At 49.1% G+C, this 16,655-nt stretch carries 14 protein-coding genes; 9 read left to right on the plus strand and 5 right to left on the minus strand.

Annotation, left to right across the window (positions count from 1 at the left end; genetic code table 11):
• Positions 1-12 precede the first annotated feature (12 nt).
• From P2G88_RS18880 to P2G88_RS18900, 5 genes are all read left to right on the plus strand, one after another.
• Positions 13-1,005 (plus strand): DUF2333 family protein, encoded by a 993-nt coding sequence (locus tag P2G88_RS18880; protein WP_275798995.1) that lies wholly within the window; start codon positions 13-15, stop codon positions 1,003-1,005.
• Between the two features lie 3 nt (positions 1,006-1,008).
• Positions 1,009-1,767 carry a TIGR04219 family outer membrane beta-barrel protein gene (locus P2G88_RS18885; RefSeq protein WP_275798998.1) on the plus strand — a complete coding sequence of 253 codons (759 nt, stop codon included), beginning with the start codon at positions 1,009-1,011 and terminating at the stop codon, positions 1,765-1,767.
• A gap of 156 nt (positions 1,768-1,923) precedes the next feature.
• A complete protein-coding gene (locus P2G88_RS18890) occupies positions 1,924-3,735 on the plus strand; it encodes an assimilatory sulfite reductase (NADPH) flavoprotein subunit (RefSeq protein ID WP_275799001.1) in 1,812 nt (603 codons plus the stop codon).
• Positions 3,735-5,432 carry an assimilatory sulfite reductase (NADPH) hemoprotein subunit gene (cysI, locus tag P2G88_RS18895; RefSeq protein ID WP_275799003.1) on the plus strand — a complete coding sequence of 566 codons (1,698 nt, stop codon included), beginning with the start codon at positions 3,735-3,737 and terminating at the stop codon, positions 5,430-5,432. The genes P2G88_RS18890 and cysI overlap by 1 nt, the downstream gene beginning before the upstream one ends.
• On the plus strand, positions 5,425-6,159 hold the full coding sequence (locus tag P2G88_RS18900) for a phosphoadenylyl-sulfate reductase (RefSeq protein WP_275799005.1): 735 nt from the start codon (positions 5,425-5,427) through the stop codon (positions 6,157-6,159). Before cysI ends, P2G88_RS18900 begins: the two co-directional genes overlap by 8 nt.
• Here P2G88_RS18900 and P2G88_RS18905 read toward each other — a convergent pair.
• Positions 6,156-7,055, minus strand: coding sequence for a TIGR03899 family protein (locus P2G88_RS18905; RefSeq protein ID WP_275799009.1), 900 nt, complete (start codon positions 7,053-7,055; stop codon positions 6,156-6,158). The genes P2G88_RS18900 and P2G88_RS18905 overlap by 4 nt on opposite strands.
• A 173-nt stretch (positions 7,056-7,228) precedes the next feature.
• Here P2G88_RS18905 and P2G88_RS18910 point away from each other — a divergent pair, with 173 nt between their 5' ends.
• Positions 7,229-9,469: an EAL domain-containing protein gene (locus tag P2G88_RS18910; RefSeq protein WP_275799013.1), complete on the plus strand. Its 2,241-nt coding sequence runs from the start codon at positions 7,229-7,231 to the stop codon at positions 9,467-9,469.
• Here the strand turns inward: P2G88_RS18910 and P2G88_RS18915 are convergent.
• Positions 9,459-10,046: a uracil-DNA glycosylase family protein gene (locus P2G88_RS18915; RefSeq protein WP_275799037.1), complete on the minus strand. Its 588-nt coding sequence runs from the start codon at positions 10,044-10,046 to the stop codon at positions 9,459-9,461. The genes P2G88_RS18910 and P2G88_RS18915 overlap by 11 nt on opposite strands.
• Positions 10,047-10,244: 198 nt before the next feature.
• On the opposite strand from P2G88_RS18915, the gene P2G88_RS18920 reads away from it, so the two are divergent.
• Positions 10,245-10,553: a hypothetical protein gene (locus tag P2G88_RS18920; protein WP_275799017.1), complete on the plus strand. Its 309-nt coding sequence runs from the start codon at positions 10,245-10,247 to the stop codon at positions 10,551-10,553.
• A gap of 46 nt (positions 10,554-10,599) precedes the next feature.
• Here P2G88_RS18920 and sthA read toward each other — a convergent pair whose 3' ends face one another.
• Positions 10,600-12,030 carry a Si-specific NAD(P)(+) transhydrogenase gene (sthA, locus tag P2G88_RS18925; protein ID WP_275799021.1) on the minus strand — a complete coding sequence of 477 codons (1,431 nt, stop codon included), beginning with the start codon at positions 12,028-12,030 and terminating at the stop codon, positions 10,600-10,602.
• Positions 12,031-12,109: 79 nt separating this feature from the next.
• Complete coding sequence (locus P2G88_RS18930; RefSeq protein ID WP_275799023.1) at positions 12,110-13,231, minus strand: fatty acid desaturase; 1,122 nt, start codon at positions 13,229-13,231, stop codon at positions 12,110-12,112.
• Positions 13,232-13,369: 138 nt separating this feature from the next.
• Between P2G88_RS18930 and fabR the strand changes: the two genes are divergently transcribed.
• A complete protein-coding gene (gene fabR, locus P2G88_RS18935; RefSeq protein ID WP_275799039.1) occupies positions 13,370-13,975 on the plus strand; it encodes an HTH-type transcriptional repressor FabR in 606 nt (201 codons plus the stop codon).
• On the opposite strand, the gene trmA is transcribed toward fabR, so the two are convergent.
• Positions 13,976-15,073, minus strand: coding sequence for a tRNA (uridine(54)-C5)-methyltransferase TrmA (gene trmA / locus P2G88_RS18940; protein ID WP_275799026.1), 1,098 nt, complete (start codon positions 15,071-15,073; stop codon positions 13,976-13,978).
• 165 nt (positions 15,074-15,238) lie between these two features.
• On the opposite strand from trmA, the gene P2G88_RS18945 reads away from it, so the two are divergent.
• Positions 15,239-16,504: a DUF5610 domain-containing protein gene (locus P2G88_RS18945; RefSeq protein WP_275799029.1), complete on the plus strand. Its 1,266-nt coding sequence runs from the start codon at positions 15,239-15,241 to the stop codon at positions 16,502-16,504.
• The last annotated feature ends 151 nt before the right edge of the window (positions 16,505-16,655 follow it).

Genomic DNA, 16,655 nt, shown 5'->3' on the forward strand with positions numbered 1-16,655 from the left:
AGGTAGGAAATTATGACTAAATTCATTAATGGTCGCTGGGCGCTTTTCATCGCAGCCATCTTGCTGCTGCTGGCGTACATCTTGTCTTTATATTGGAGCACCGAGCCAGAGGTGTTCGATGTACGTCAGGTAGCCAGTCAGGAAGCCCAGCAAAAAGGGGTGAGCCCGGTTCCTGGCTATTTCCTGACCACTGCGCTTATTAACGTCGGGCAGACCATGCTGGATAAGCCGGGGGGCTATCTGTCCAATGACGTGCTGCCTCCATCTGTGATGATGGACAATATGCCCGCTTGGGAATTTGGTGTACTGGAGATGGTCAGGGATTTGTCATTGGCCATGCGCAAGGACTTCAGTCGTTCTCAGTCTCAATCCCTGGAAAATCCTGATTTGGTTGTTGCGCAGCCGAAGTTTAATATCGACCATCGCAGTTGGCTTTTGCCCTCAGCCGAATCTCAGTATCAGGAGGGGATTAGGGCCGTTCGTCGCTATCGCAACATGCTGGCCGATCCCGAAAGTGAGGGGGCCCAGTTTTATGCCAGGGCAGACAACTTGCGGGATTGGTTGAAACAGGCCGAAAAGCGTTTGGGCAGCCTGTCGCAGCGACTTAGCGCCAGTGTTGGACAAGAGCGCCTGAATACCGATTTGGCCGGCGATCCCAGCGCCAGACAATCAACCCCTGCCAGTGATTCTCAATATTTGAAAACCAGTTGGTGGAAGCTGGATGATGTGTTTTATGAAGCCAGGGGCTCAAGCTGGGCACTGTTGCATTTCCTAAAGGCAGTAGAAGCCGACTTCGCTGATGTATTGGAAAAGAAGAACGCCAGTGTCAGTCTCAGACAGATTATCAGGGAATTGGAAGCCACCCAGGATATGGTTTGGAGCCCGATAATTTTAAACGGCAGTGGTTTTGGTCTGCTGGCCAATCACTCACTGGTCATGGCTAATTATATCTCCAGAGCCAACGCGGCACTAATCGACCTGACCGAACTATTGAGTCAAGGATAAAACATGAAAAGCGCACATTTATTTGCTATCAGCCTTGCTGCAGCCAGTGTTACTACAGCGCAGGCTGATACGTTGTTTGGTGTTTATGCCGGCGCACAAGGCTGGCGGATGGATACCAGCGGTGGTTTTGCCAATACTGCGGATCTCACCAATTTCAACTTCGATAATCAGAATCAGGCCGTGTTTTATCTGGCTGTGGAACATGCTGTGCCACTGGTGCCCAATCTGAAAATCAGAAACAGCAGCATGGACACAGAGGGTGCCGTTACCCTGACCTCCAACTTTGAGTTTGGCTCGCGGATCTATTCTGCCAATACCTCCGTGCTGACCGATGCCACATTGGATAGCACCGATATCGTGCTCTACTACGAGTTGTTTGATAACAATCTGTTTAGCTTTGATTTGGGACTAAACGGCAAGTATCTGGATGGCGAATTACTGGTGGTTAGCAGCACAGACAGCAGTATTCAGGCTACTGAAGAGTTTTCCGGCATTATTCCCATGTTCTACAGCCGCCTCGAAGCCAATTTGCCATTAAGTGGTTGGGGATTGATGGCTGAAGGCAGCTTTCTCTCTATCGATGACAGCAAGTTACTGGATTACCAAGCCGCCATCACATACAGCCTGCTGGACAACCTGGCTTTGGATATGAAATTTGAATTGGGTTACCGCTCTTTCCAACTGGAGTTGGATGATGTGGATGACATCTACACGGATCTTGATTTCAAAGGCCCTTACGCTGGATTAGAAGTGCATTTCTGATCCAACCTAAAAGCAAAGGCCCACAACGGGCCTTTCGTATTTTTATATCAAACCGACATTTAAGCACATTCAGTAATAACGAATTTGAAATAATTCTTTCCTGAATTTCGTCTCACTCGCTAACCTACAGTGAATATTGTCGGGTTAGTAGCATCTATGTCATCTTCAACACCACAGACAGGTTGGCCTGTCTCTATGCTGAGCGACGCTCAGTGGCAAGAAATCAGCAAAGCGGTTGCGCCGCTAAACGCCGCTCAGTTGACCTGGGTAAGCGGATATTTGGCTGGTTTGGCACAGTCTCAAAGCGGACAACTGCAGCCGTCCATGGCAGCCGTGCCTCAGTCTAATGCTGTATTGACCATCCTCTATGGCTCACAAACTGGCAATGCCCGTGGCGTTGCCGAGCAATATAAAGCCTTTGCCGAGTCCGCTGGGGTGCCGGTCCAGCTATTTAATATGGCTGACTACAAAATTAAAAAGCTTAAAGATGAAACCCATCTGGTGATAGTCGTCAGTACCCATGGCGAGGGTGAAGCTCCTGATGATGCCGTGGAATTGCATGAATTCCTGGCCAGCAAGAAAGCCTCATCCTTGTCGCAACTGAATTACGCTGTGCTGGGCTTGGGTGACAGCAGCTATGAGTTTTTCTGTCAGACCGCTAAAGATTTCGATCAGCGTTTAGCCGCGCTGGGGGCCAAGCGTATTGCTGAGCGGTTAGATTGTGATGTGGATTACGCTGGGGATGTAGACGCCTGGAGTGAAAAGGTCACGCCATTGTTTAAGGCTGAACTGTCACAGCAAGGACACGAAGCGCAGGTGGTGGCATTACCCGGCATTCAGGTTGCCTCGGTTACTAAATATGATCGCAAGAACCCGTTTGAAGCGCAGATGTTGCTGTCGCAAAAGATCACTGGCCGTGATTCCGTTAAGGATATTCGCCATATCGAAATTTCCCTGGAAGGCTCTGGCTTAACCTATCGCCCTGGTGATGCCCTTGGCGTGTGGTTTAAGAACGCGCCAACTTTGGTTGAGCGACTGTTGTCGGCACTGTCACTGGATGCGGATTCGCAAGTGCAGATAGCAGATGAAAGCCTGTCTTTGGCAAAGGCACTCACCGAAAAGCTGGAGCTAACCCAAAGTTATCCCAGTTTTGTTAAAGCCTATGCCGAGCAGACGCAAAACAGCCAACTACTGCAGTTGGTGGAAGATAAGACGGCACTGCGTGAATACCTGGCTACGCGGCAGATCATCGACATTGTCAATGAATATCCCAAGCCCGTGGAAGCACAGCAACTGGTTTCCATGCTTCGCCCCTTAACGCCAAGGTTGTATTCCATCGCCTCCAGCCAGGAGGAAGTGGAAGACGAAGTGCATCTGACTGTGGCGCTGGTGGAATATGACGCCTTTGGTTTCAGTCATCAAGGCGGTGCATCCGCTTACCTCGCTAACGGTCTGCAGGAAGGTGAAAGCCTAAGTGTGTTTGTCGAGTCCAACGACAACTTCAAATTACCGCAAGATCCCAATACCCCGGTCATTATGGTGGGCCCGGGTACCGGTATCGCGCCTTTCAGGGCCTTTATGCAGCAGCGCGAGGCCGAAGATGCGGCCGGCAAAAACTGGCTGTTCTTCGGCAACCCCAGTTTTACCCAGGATTTCCTCTACCAGGTGGAATGGCAGCGCTGGGTTAAAGAAGGCTTGCTAACCAATATCAGCCTGGCCTTTTCCAGGGATCAGGCCCATAAGATTTATGTTCAGCACCGATTGGCTGAGCAAGGCGAAGAAGTCTTCGAGTGGTTGCAACAAGGCGCCCACTTTTATGTGTGTGGGGATGCCAATCATATGGCCAAAGATGTTCATGATGCCCTGCTCAAACTTGTGGCTGAGCATGGCAAGATGGACAGTGCGCAGGCCGAGGAATATGTTGCGGCGCTACGCAAGGCAAAACGCTATCAAAGAGATGTGTACTGATGAGTGATAACAACGACGTGAAATTGTCCGACAACGAGCGGATCAAAAGCCAAAGCAACTTCCTGCGTGGCACTATCACTGACGATCTCAAAGATAGTCTCACCGGTGGTTTTAACGGTGATAACTTTCAGTTGATCCGTTTTCACGGCATGTATCAGCAGGATGACCGAGATATCCGCGCCGAGCGTGCCAAGCAGAAGCTGGAGCCGTTGCACAATGTGATGCTGCGTTGTCGTCTGCCCGGCGGCATTATCACGCCCAAGCAATGGCTGGCCATCGATGAGTTTGCCAAGGAGCACACGCTGTATGGCAGTATCCGCCTGACCACCAGACAGACTTTCCAGTTCCATGGTGTGCTCAAGCCAAAGATCAAGATGATGCATCAGATGTTGAATCGCATTGGTCTGGATTCACTGGCAACAGCAGGCGATGTGAACCGAAATGTGCTTTGTACCTCCAACCCGGTGGAGTCGGTGGTGCATCAGCAGGCCTATGAATGGGCCAAGAAAATTAGTGAGCACCTACTTCCTCAGACTCGCGCTTATGCTGAGATTTGGCTGGATGAAGAAAAGCTGGAAACCACAGATGTGGAGCCCATCCTAGGTGCTACTTATCTGCCGCGTAAGTTCAAAACCACAGTGGCAATCCCGCCGCAAAACGATGTGGATGTGCATGCCAATGATCTGAACTTTGTGGCCATCGCCGAAAACGGTCAGTTGGTTGGCTTTAACGTGCTGGTGGGTGGTGGTTTGGCCATGACCCATGGCGATAAGAGCACTTACCCACGCAAAGCAGACGATTTGGGTTTTATTCCACTGGATAAGACTCTGGCAGTGGCCGAGGCAGTGGTAACCACACAGCGTGATTGGGGCAATCGCAGTAATCGTAAAAACGCGAAGACCAAGTATACCCTGGAAAGGGTGGGCGTCGATGCGTTCAAGGCCGAAGTAGAGAAGCGCGCGGGTGTGACTTTTGCGCCCAGCCGGGCTTATGAATTTACTGGCCGCGGTGACCGCTTCGGTTGGGTTGAGGGGGTGGATGGCAAACACCACCTGACCCTGTTTATTGAAAATGGTCGCATTCTCGATTATCCCGGTAAGCCGCTAAAGACCGGCTGCGCCGAATTGGCCAAGGTGCATAAAGGGGATTTCCGTCTCACCGCCAATCAAAACCTGATTGTGGCCGGTGTTGCCAGCGAAGATAAGGCACAGATTGAAAAGATGGCCAGAGAGCATGGCCTGCTTGAGGACAATATCAGCCTACAGCGTAAACACTCTATGGCTTGTGTTGCCTTGCCTACTTGTCCCTTGGCGATGGCCGAAGCCGAACGCTATCTACCCGATGCAGTGACGGAACTGGAGGGGTTGATGAGCAAACATGGTGTGGGCGAAGAGCATATCGTGTTCCGGGTAACCGGTTGTCCTAATGGTTGCGGTCGCGCCATGCTTGCCGAAGTCGGTTTGGTGGGCAAAGGACCAGGGAAATACAACCTGCACTTGGGGGGCGATGCTATCGGTACCCGTATACCTCGCATGTATCGTGAGAATATCGGTGAGCGCGAGATCATGAATGAACTGGACCAGTTGATTGGTCGCTGGTCAAAGGAAAGAGAGGCCGGCGAATCCTTTGGCGATTTCACTATCCGGGCCGGGATCATCAAGCCGGTGGTTAACTCCGCTAAGGATTTCTATGACTAGTATCACCTCGGTATTGGATAGCAAAGTCGATCCCAAGCAACTGCCAGAACTTAATGAGCAGTTGGCCAGGATGACGGCGCTTGAGCGGGTGGAATGGGCATTGGAGAATTTGCCAGCTAACCATATGCTGTCTTCCAGCTTCGGGATCCAGGCGGCAGTGATGCTGCATCTGGTAACCCGGTTGCAGCCTGATATTCCGGTGGTATTGACCGACACCGGCTATCTGTTTCCCGAAACCTACGATTTTATTGACGAGCTGACCCAAACATTGGGATTGAACCTGAAAGTGTTCAGTGCGGATATGTCCCCAGCCTGGCAGGAACGTCGTTTCGGTCAGTTGTGGGAGCAGGGGATTACTGGTATCGAAGCTTACAACAAGATGAATAAGGTAGAGCCTATGCAACGGGCACTAAAGTCACTTAATGTTGGTACCTGGTTCTCTGGATTACGCCGCAGCCAATCAAGCAGTCGGGAAAAGTTGCCCTACCTGCAATGGACCGATGGCCGTTTTAAGGTATTTCCGATCCTTGAGTGGTCAAACAAAGATGTGCATTACTATCTCAAGGAGCATGGCTTGCCATACCATCCGCTATGGGATCAGGGCTATGTGTCGGTTGGCGATTGGCATACGACCAGGCCGCTGGAGGCCGGCATGAAAGAAGAAGATACCCGATTCTTCGGCTTAAAAAGAGAATGTGGCCTGCATGAATTTGGTGACGGCATTTAATTCACTTCGAAGACACTGCTGAGCAATTGTCTCAACGCCGTTAAATAGGCTGAGTTCCCTTTGCTGGGTACCAGCCTGCATAGTTCTGCTCCAGCAGAGGTAAACTTGTAGTATTTCAAAATAATGCCTTTGCTCCTGGCTGCCAGATGAATGCTTTCTCCCCCGCAGCGCCATTCTGTTCTGCTGCTGGTGTCCATTTCCCCGGATTCGATCTCGCTGCTATAAATCAGACCCAAATCCATTAAAGAGAGTAGGTCTGGATAAGCCAAACCATATTGCGCGAGGTTTAACTGCTGGCTGCGATGTAAAGACAACAAGGAGAGAAAGCTGGGTTTCTGGTAGTACCCATAAAAGATGCGCGGGCTGAAATCGCCTTTACGACGGCTGGCCATACTGGTCGCCAGAGCAAATATCTTGGCATCCTTTTGAGTAAGCTGTTTGAGGATATTCAGGCTACGCAGTGAAAAGCTGCCTGGCTGGCTAACTTCCACAGCAAATATTTTGCCCCAAAGTTCTTGCATGGCAGGAGAGTAGATATCTTCTGCCATTTGAATAAAGCTGAAAAACCAGTCCGGATCTAATGCTTCTTCTTTGTATTGGCTGGGGCTGAACTCCAGAGCCAGTTCCATAATGCTCTCAAGATTTTTCAATTGCCGCTGCTGTCGCATGGCTTGGCGCCTGGCGACGCGTTCGCTTGGACTGTCTTCAAGCAAATTCTTGTAACCAGCGCGAATACCTGCCTGGGCAAACCATTGGCTGATGCGATTGCGTATCTGGTTAGGATCAGAGGTTGGCGTTGCCTCAGCCTGTTCCGGTGCCGCGCGCGCGGGAGACTCCGTTTTCGGCGCTCTGCTGGGAATCGGCGGTGGTGTATTGAGAGAATCGATTTTTGTCATGCAGCTCACAGAATGCCAAGGCTTAGTGCTAACTTTATCGATAAGGTGATAAAACAGGCAAGTTTGCTAAATAACAGTACAGTACTTTCAGTTTCGCTTTAATAAATATTAGGATATTGTTAATCCAAAGCGCATGGCGTTAAAAATTCTTGGTGTTAATTGCGGATAGCTAGATGAATCCAGCCGAATACGACAATGATGAACTGATCTTTTTGGAAGAAGAAGAAGGTCAGCAGGAACATCACGAAGACAATGATACCTGGAATGTGTTGATCGTTGATGATGACGAAGAAATTCATACGGTAACCCGTTTGGCTTTGTCTGACTTGGTGGTTAACGGTCGTAAGCTGAGTTTTTCCCATGCCTACTCTGGTGAAGAAGCTATCAAGGTTCTTTCAGAGCATGGCAGCTCCATCGCCATTGTGTTGCTGGATGTGGTCATGGAGACAGATGATGCGGGCCTGCAAGTGGCCAAGCGTATGCGTGAAGAACTGAATCTCCACGAACCCAGAATTATCTTGAGAACCGGTCAGCCAGGGTACGCTCCTGAAGAAAATGTCATTAAGGAATATGACATCAATGATTACAAGACCAAGACCGAGCTGACCCGCAGTAAACTACTTACCACTATCATCGCTTCTCTGCGCTCTTATCAGCAGATCCTGACCATTAATCAAAGCAGGGTAGGGCTGGAAAAAATTATTGCATCCGCCGCCAACCTGCTGGAAGAGCATTCGATTAAAGGCTTCTGTGAAGGTGTGGTTACCCAAATCAGTTCTTTGATTGGACTGGACGCCGGTGGCGTGGTCTGTGCCAGGGCCGGTTCGGTATTGGACAGAGAAGATGATGCGGTTTATGTGCTCGGCGCGGCAGGCCAGTTCGCCACGTACATCAACAAGCGCTTAGACAGCCTGCATGACGACAAGATTATTCGCGAAGTCAACCTGTGCTTACAAAAACGCGATCATATCTATGCCGAAGATTTCTCCGTTTTGTATATGAATAGCAGTGGCTATGAAGCTGCCGTTTACGTGCAATTAGGGTCATCCATTAACGTGGTTCACCGACAACTGCTGGAAGTCTTTATGACCAGCATTTCGGTGGGCTATGAAAACGTTAACCTGTTCCATCAACTGCGTAATGCTGCTTTCAGGGATATGCTTACTAAGCTGCCTAACCGCAACGAATTCATCAATATGCTGGATGAAATCGAAGACAGTAGTGCAGATATTGAAGACCTGGTGGTGGCACTGGTCGATGTAAACCACTTCTCCGACATTAACGACGGATTGGGGCAGGATGCCGGGAACCTGCTATTGATTGCTATCGCAGAGAGAATGCAAAACAATCTCGGTGATGCGGTACGCATGGGACGTATTGGGGCCGACGTGTTCGGTCTTATCGGCAGCGGTGATGTAGTCAATCCGGATACCATTTCTGCACTTTTCACATCACCATTCAAAGCCGGTGACCATACGCTTCCTGTTAATGTCACCATGGGCTTTTGCCGCTTGATGTCTGAATGTTGCAATGGCCTTAATATTCTCAAGCAGTCCAATATTGCTTTGAACCGGGCTAAGCGTAGCTTGACCGCCAATTACGAATATTACGCCCCCGAGATGGAAGAAAAAACCACTTGGCGTTTGGGCATGATCCGCCAGCTTCGAACCGACTTTGCTGAGCGTAAGCTGCAACTGTGGTTTCAGCCACAGGTGGATTTAGTCAGTGAATCTGTGGTCGGTATGGAAGCTTTGTTGCGCTGGCCCGCTCCTGAAGGGGGCTTTATTTCCCCCGTAGTCTTCGTTCCTCTGGCCGAATACAGCGGACTGATCATTGAGATCGGTGCCTGGGTGCTGGAAGAGGCTTGTTCCAAACTGAAGCAGTTGCATGACCGTGGTCTTGATAAGTTGCGGGTGGCGGTCAATATCTCCATGCCTCAGTTCAGGGATCCCCAGTTTATCGACTTAGTGAAAAATGCCCTGACCGAGAGTGGTATCGATCCTAAGTGTCTGGAATTGGAAATCACCGAGAGTGTGGTGATGGATGAGCCGCAAATTGTGGTGGACTCGCTAAAAGCATTGAAGGCCTTTGGCGTTAGCATTGCCATCGATGATTTTGGCACGGGCTTTTCTTCGCTTAGCTATTTGCAGAAGCTGCCTTTGGACAGACTCAAAGTGGACCGCTCCTTCGTTAATGATGTGACATCAGGCAAGAGTGCATTTATCGCAGAAACTATCGTTACTCTCGGCAATAAGCTTGGTTTACAGACTATTGCCGAAGGCGTGGAAAAACGCGAACAAGCCAGTCATATGCTCAGATTAGGATGTGATGAAGCGCAGGGCTATTTGTACGCTAAGCCTATGCCGTTTGACGAACTCAACCATTTCCTCGATAACTACAGCCCTAGAGCTTAGCCTGGGGCTCCAGAATCTCCAAAACCTTAGATTTCAGTGCTGGGATCACCTCCTCTTCAAACCAAGGATGCTTGCGAAGCCATAAATTATTCCTTGGTGATGGGTGGGGAAGCACCAGATATTCAGGGAGATAATCTTGCCAGTGTTGCACTCTTTGGGTGAGGCTTCGTCTATCCTGCAGGTAATAGGCTTGAGCATATTGACCAATAAGCAGAGTCAGCTTGATATTGGGCATGGAAGCCAGTAATCGTTGGTGCCAGGTGGGCGCGCATTCCTTTCTAGGTGGCAAGTCACCACTTTTCCCTTTTCCAGGATAGCAAAACCCCATGGGCATAATGGCGATCCGGGTATGATCGTAGAAAGTTTCGCGGTCTACTCCTAACCATTCCCTGAGCCTGTCGCCAGATGGATCGTTCCAGGGCACTGATGTTTTGTGGACTTTAGTGCCAGGGGCCTGGCCAATAACCATCAGTCTTGCCTGCTGGCTAGCGCGCACCACCGGATTGGCGCCAAGCGGCAAGTGCGCCTCGCAGAGTCTGCAACTGCGGATTTCCTCTAAGATAAGAGCTGTTTCAATATGCATCAGTATTGTAATGAAGTGGCTTCAGCGGTAGATTGTTTAACAGACAATAAGTTCGCCCCATAAAAAATTTCAAATATTTCACCACTGTCATAATCCTGTCACAAAACTATGATCTAAAAAGATCTTGATGGCTGACCTGTGCTCGTGTATAAAATGTATATACGCTAAACCCAGCATTGTTAGGAGTCCGCCATGCGTAAATTGTTAACTGCCGTATCTTTAGTGGCGTTCGCCGGTTTGTCTCAAGCGGGTGAGCAGCCAAAGAGTCTGTTTAAATGCGTCGAAGCTGAGAGTTTTACGGTGAATGCATCCTGTATGGAACGGCAAATCAGCCAAAACATTCAGTTTCAGGATGTTCAGCGCAATATCGTTCAACAAAGTGCCAACCAAAGCGATGCGGTGATGGCTACGATTAAGTTCTATCCAGAGCGTCATCTTATCGAGATTGTTGCTCATCGTGATGCCTTAGAGAACAGTGCGCTACTGGCCAGTAATCGCTAATTAATGTGTTTATTAAAAAAACCGGGCCTTGCCCGGTTTTTTGTTTTTAGAAAAGTCTGTTTAGACCATTGATTGCGGCAACCCGGTAGGCCTCGGCCATCGTCGGGTAGTTAAAAGTCGCATTAACAAAGTACTCGACCGTGTTGCCCTCGCCTTTCTGATGCATGATCGCCTGGCCGATATGCACAATTTCTGAAGCCCTCTCTCCAAAACAATGAATCCCTAATATTTCCTTGGTCTCCCGGTGAAACAGTATCTTCAAGCTGCCTACCTGGGTATTGGCTATCTGTGCCCTGGCGAGATGAGTGAATTGTGCCCGGCCAACCTCGTAAGGTACTTTCATGGCAGTCAGTTCTTGCTCATTTTTACCCACTGAGCTGATCTCAGGAATGGTGTAGATACCAGTGGGAATATCTTCTAGCAGATCGGAGGGGACACTGCCGGATAGCATGGCTTGTGCGGCATAACGCCCCTGATTGTAAGCAGCAGACGCGAGACTGGGATAACCGATAACATCACCCACAGCGTAGATGTTGTCTACTTCGGTTTGGTAGTTTTCATTGACAGTGACTTGCCCTCTTGAGTCTGCCTTCACACCGACGCTCTCTAGATTCAACATATCGGTGTTGCCTGTTCGGCCATTGGCAAATAATAAGCAGTCGGCTCGCATCTTCTTACCAGATTGCAAATTCAAGATGACACAGTCATCCCTGCCTTCCACAGAGTGATAAGCCTCGTTGTGGCGAATAACGGCGCCGTTATTCCATAGGTGATAACTCAGCGCATCCGAGATTTCCGCATCCAGGAATGACAGCAATCGATCACGCATATTCACCAAATCTACTTTAACGCCCATTCCACGGAAGATTGAGGCGTACTCGGTGCCGATCACCCCGGCACCATAAATAATGATGGATTTCGGATCATGCTTAAGAGAGAGAATGCTGTCGCTGTTATAAATGCGCGGATGAGAGAAATCGATATCTTTTGGAGTATAGGGGCGCGAGCCGGTCGCAATCACCATCTGTTTGGCAGTGATCTGATCGATGGAACCGTCTCGTCTGGCTACTTTGATGGTGTTTGGGTCAACAAAAGAGGCGATGCCATGGATAACCTTTACCCCATTGCGATCATAGAAACTGCCCCGTAAGCGGCTTTGTGTGCGTATTACCGAACTGGCATGGCCAAGGATTTCACGAAAAGTCAGGTGTCTGGATCTGTCGCTGTCATTAAAAAGGGGGTTGCTGTTGTATTCGATCAGACGGCTGACGGAATGGCGCAGTGCTTTAGAAGGGATGGTGCCCCAGTGCGTACAACCGCCGCCCACCGAGTCATGGCGTTCAATCACAGCCACTCGCTTACCGGCCTTGGAAAGCTGCATGGCTGCACCTTCTCCACCTGGCCCGGTGCCTATGACGATGGCGTCATAGTCAAAAGTAGACTTCGATTGTACTTTTTTTGTTTTGCTTGTGGCCATGCTCCACTCCGATATTTACCCACAATTTCATAGCCTTGCCGAGTTCTGTGGGAAAAGCAAGTGGCGCGATGGCAGCCGATTAAGCAAACTGCAGGCGATGCACTTGAATCCAACGTTGTTTCGCCAGCATCCAACTCTGCTTCAATTCTTTGTACTTGAAATCCAAATCCAGCTTCTCGTAGCTTCTGACCAGTTTTCGCTTCTTCATATCCAACAGGCGCTTACGCGTTTCATAGTAAGCCGTCATTTTTTGCAGCAAGGCTTCATATTCCTGTTGTACTCGGCCTATTACCACTTCCGCATTTGGCAGGGTTGCAGCACGCGCTTGGGCGCGCTTTAGCTGCATCTCTAAACGGGCCTTTTCGATTCTCTCTTCAGGACAGCGTCGTAGATTCTTGGCAATACCTACCCAAGAGCAGGCATTTATCAGCCATTTTGTGGGATCAAATTGCCACCAACGAATGCCGTTGCGATAGTCGTATTCGAATATATGGTGGAAATTGTGGTAGCCCTCGCCAAAGGTCAGCACTGCCAGCAAACCATTATCTCTGGCGCTGTTTTTATCGGTATAGGTTTGTTTGCCCCAGATATGCGCCAGCGAGTTGATAAAAAACGTCACGTGATGGACCACAAACAAACGAAATACGCCCGCTAACAGAAGCATGCCCAGCACGTCACCGTTTAACCAGCCAAGTAGTGCAGGAATTCCGAGGTTAGCCGCCAACATAATAGGCAAGTAGTGATTGTGCTGCCACATTACCACTTTGTCCTTCTGCAAATCTTTGCAGTTGTTGTAATCACTGTAACGGTGAGATTGGTATTCCCTTAGCATCCAGCCGATGTGTGAATACCAAAATCCACGCCCTGCTGAATAGGGATCTTTGTCATTGTCGTCGACATGCTTGTGGTGAATGCGATGGTCAGATGCCCAATGTAAGATGCTGTTTTGCAGTGCCATCGCCCCGCCAACGGCAAGGATGACCTTAAGAACAGGATGAGCATCGTACGCCTTGTGTGACCATAAGCGGTGATAACCGGCAGTGATGGATAAACCGGAGAACCAGATAAGCGCGATGCAAGCGCCGATTTCAACCCAGTCAAAACCAACGGTGAGCGCCAGGTAAGGCACCACGACCAGGCTTATCAGCGCCGTGACGCTGAACAGAATGAGATTCGTAAGGATAAAAGCAGGTTTTTGCATGACCGGTAAATTTGAGCGTACAACTGTGCGCCAATTTATCCATTTCAGGTCGCTTAGGCAAGCAGATTGTCCCAAAAGCACAGCCTGTGAAAAGGCAAATAATGCTAAACTGCGGCAAATTTTATGGGTTTCAGTAACATGCGACGCCAGGAACAAAAACAAAAAACACGCCGCGCCATAATCGATGCGGCATTTTCATTGCTGGATGAACAGCGAAGTCTGTCCAATTTAAGCTTACGTGAAGTGGCCCGTGTCGCTGGAATTGCACCAACCTCTTTCTATCGCCACTTTAAAGATATTGATGAGTTGGGGCTGACTTTAGTGGACGAGGCTGGGTTAGCTCTAAGACAATTGATGCGTCAGGCCCGTTCACGTATCGATGCCGGTGGCAGTGTTATTAAGACCTCGGTAAACACCTTTATGGAGTTTGCGGTAGAAAACAGTAACGAGATTAGACTGCTGCTGAGGGAATATTCAGGCATATCACCTGCCTTTCGCGCGGCAGTTTCCCGAGAGATACAGCATTTCACTCAGGAATTGAGCGACTACACGGCTTCCCATACAGGCTTGAGCCGCCAACTCGCCAACCTGCAGGCCGAAGCCATGGTTCGTCTGGTGTTTAGTGCTGGCGCTGAAGCTATCGATGCAACGCAGGTACAGCGAGAGCTACTGGGCCAGCGTCTGATCCAGCAGCTCAAGTTTATCGCCAAAGGTGCTGTCCATTATGGTGGGAGCAACAGGTAGTCACTTTTTCATCAGGAATACACCACACTCCGCATGGTGCGTGTAAGGAAACTGATCAAAAAGGGCGAAGCGCTCAATTCGGTGAGTTTTTGTTAACATTTGTAGATTCTCAAGCAAAGTATCTGGATTGCATGAGATATATAAAATATTGTCGAATCTGCTGATCATCGCACAGGTATCGTCGTCTAAGCCGGCCCTTGGCGGATCAACCAAGACGGTACGGCAATTAAACGCCGCCAAATCCAACCCCTCCAAGCGCTTAAAAGTCTGCTCACCGTTCATGGCCTGGCTGAATTCTTCACTGGATAAACGCAGGACTTTAACGTTATCTATGTGGTTGGCATCGATATTCCACTGCGCGGCGGCAACGGAGGATTTGGATATCTCTGTAGCCAATACCTGATCGAAATGTTGTGCCAGCGGTAGAGTAAAATTGCCAAGCCCACAGTACAGTTCTACAAGATCCCCACCTATTCCCTTGGTGCAATCCAGTGCCCATTCGATCATCTTGCAGTTCACTACGGCGTTTGGTTGGGTAAAGCTATTTTCTATCTGCTTGAATTGATATTGCCTGTTATGGACAGGCAAAGACTCCACCACAAAATCCTGATCGAGCAGGACTTTCTGTTTGCGGGCGCGGCCTACCAAATCCAGGTGGAATTTTGCTCTCAGTTGTTCTTTTAGTCCACGAGCCTCTAATTCCCACTGTTCATCCAATTGGCGATGATAAATCAAGCTAACTAAGATTTGCCCGCTCATGGTGCTGAGATAATCGATTTGATAAAGCTTACGTCTGAGTGTTGGATTGGGGCGCAGCAAATCTATCAGTTCAGCCATGACCTCATTAATCAACTTGCTTGCTGGCGGGAAGTGGTCAACACGATACTTTTCTTTGTTTAAAGGGTCGAACATGATATGAAATAGATCATCTCCCTGATGCCAGACCCTGAACTCAGCGCGCATTCGATAGTGAACGGGCTCAGATGCATACACTTGGATGGGAGGAGGATTAAATGTTGCAAACTGCGCAGTGATGGCATCACGCTTTTTTTGCAACAATGAATCATACTGGCTGGTATCTATTTCTGTCGGTCTCATTGGGGCCCCTTGGTCTCAGGCCGCAGATTGTAAAGTCATACAACGGTCGAATAAAGCATGTTCCCTAGTATTCTGTGTAGACGCTATCTGGAGAATGATGGCATAAAGTCTAAAAATTGAGCTTGGGGTGCCGATAACCAAATAGAGGTTATGGGGGATTTTGTCATGAATTTAGGCGAACTTAAGGCATTTCTCGGTGAGAGAAAGCAACCAGTTGGCCGATCAGAGTTGCCTCGCCAGGCTGAACAAGCTGCGGCGCAACAAGCGAACGGTCAACAAAGCAGCTCGGTGTCACTCAGCAGCGGTGCGCAGTCGAAGCGCTTTATCGGCGTGAAAATTTTTGTTGGCGCGCTTAACCAAAGTCTTCAAATAGGAGACAGGCAACCAAAGCTGCCTGAACCCACGGGTGAACAGAAAAGTCTGTTCGACTTTGAAGAAATCGCCAAAAATGTGCTGCGTTTTGTCGGCGGTGCAGTCAAGCAGGCTAAAGCCAATGGTGCATCTGAGGACAAGCTCAAAGAGATGTTCACCCAAGCACGCAACGGTGTGCTTAAAGGCGTTGAGTCGGCAAAGAAAGAACTCGGTGATTTGATGTCCGATGAGATCTCCGACGGTATTGAGAAAAGCCAGCAGGCGATTGAGAAAGGGATTCAATCCCTTGAGGACAATCTGTTCGGACGAGTCGGTTCTGCTGATTCTTCCCTTCAAGCTGTGTCGCAGACTGCTATGAGTTACAGCAGGCAAGATGCAGGGGCTTTGGTGATTCGCACCCGGGATGGAGACGAAGTGACAATCCGTTTCGAAGATGCCCGACAATTCGCCGCGAGTCAGTCAGTTAGACTTGAATCATCTGCTGGCGATGAAGAAGGTACTGGTGGACAACGAGTTTCTTCCGAACAGCAAGCTCTTTTCTTCCAACGCTCCAGCTTCTCCTATTCAGTTAATGGTGACTTGGATGAGGAGGAGTTAAAAGCAATTGGTCAGTTAGTGGCAGATGCTGCCGATCTAGCCGATGAGTTCTTCAATGGTGATGTAGAGCTGGCATTCAATCAGGCTTTGGAACTTGGGTTTGATGAAAAGGAGCTAACTGGATTCGCGTTTCAGTTAAGCCGGCAAGAGCAAGTGAAGGTTATTCAGGCTTATGAAGCGGTTTCTCATTTTCAGGATGGAGATGCCTCTTCTGATCCTGCTGCAAAAGTTAAACCCATTGCGGAATATGTGCAGCACATGTTGGACTTGGTTGAAGAGTCACGTAATCATCTTGAAAGCGGTGCCGCTTACGAGAACTTGGTGAATGGTTTGATTAATAAGGTATTAAAAATTGAAGTACCGGAATTGATAGAAGCCATTAACCGCTTCCATGGCTTTAATCAACGGTTACTCGATAACCTTCCATCATCAGCGACAGCTCAAGCTGAAAAGGCTGAGTAGAGCTTAAAAAAGAAAGCCTGGTTAACCAGGCTTCAGATTGATGATAAACCCCACCATTTTGGTGGGGTTTTGTTTTTTAGGGCCATCCAGTGAGTTTTCCGTGGCTCCTTACCTATTGATGGGATCGGCTGATTTTTTCTTAAGCGTGATT

This window comes from Aliiglaciecola sp. CAU 1673 (assembly GCF_029223185.1).
Classification (GTDB): Bacteria; Pseudomonadota; Gammaproteobacteria; order Enterobacterales; family Alteromonadaceae; genus Bowmanella.

What these genes read in the sequence shown, in the direction of transcription:
- P2G88_RS18880 (WP_275798995.1), top strand. Translation starts at nt 13, where the DNA reads ATGACTAAATTCATTAATGGTCGCTGGGCGCTTTTCATCGCAGCCATC.
- P2G88_RS18885 (WP_275798998.1), top strand. Translation starts at nt 1,009, where the DNA reads ATGAAAAGCGCACATTTATTTGCTATCAGCCTTGCTGCAGCCAGTGTT.
- P2G88_RS18890 (WP_275799001.1), top strand. Translation starts at nt 1,924, where the DNA reads ATGTCATCTTCAACACCACAGACAGGTTGGCCTGTCTCTATGCTGAGC.
- cysI (WP_275799003.1), top strand. Translation starts at nt 3,735, where the DNA reads ATGAGTGATAACAACGACGTGAAATTGTCCGACAACGAGCGGATCAAA.
- P2G88_RS18900 (WP_275799005.1), top strand. Translation starts at nt 5,425, where the DNA reads ATGACTAGTATCACCTCGGTATTGGATAGCAAAGTCGATCCCAAGCAA.
- P2G88_RS18905 (WP_275799009.1), bottom strand. Translation starts at nt 7,055, where the DNA reads ATGACAAAAATCGATTCTCTCAATACACCACCGCCGATTCCCAGCAGA.
- P2G88_RS18910 (WP_275799013.1), top strand. Translation starts at nt 7,229, where the DNA reads ATGAATCCAGCCGAATACGACAATGATGAACTGATCTTTTTGGAAGAA.
- P2G88_RS18920 (WP_275799017.1), top strand. Translation starts at nt 10,245, where the DNA reads ATGCGTAAATTGTTAACTGCCGTATCTTTAGTGGCGTTCGCCGGTTTG.
- sthA (WP_275799021.1), bottom strand. Translation starts at nt 12,030, where the DNA reads ATGGCCACAAGCAAAACAAAAAAAGTACAATCGAAGTCTACTTTTGAC.
- P2G88_RS18930 (WP_275799023.1), bottom strand. Translation starts at nt 13,231, where the DNA reads ATGCAAAAACCTGCTTTTATCCTTACGAATCTCATTCTGTTCAGCGTC.
- fabR (WP_275799039.1), top strand. Translation starts at nt 13,370, where the DNA reads ATGCGACGCCAGGAACAAAAACAAAAAACACGCCGCGCCATAATCGAT.
- trmA (WP_275799026.1), bottom strand. Translation starts at nt 15,073, where the DNA reads ATGAGACCGACAGAAATAGATACCAGCCAGTATGATTCATTGTTGCAA.
- P2G88_RS18945 (WP_275799029.1), top strand. Translation starts at nt 15,239, where the DNA reads ATGAATTTAGGCGAACTTAAGGCATTTCTCGGTGAGAGAAAGCAACCA.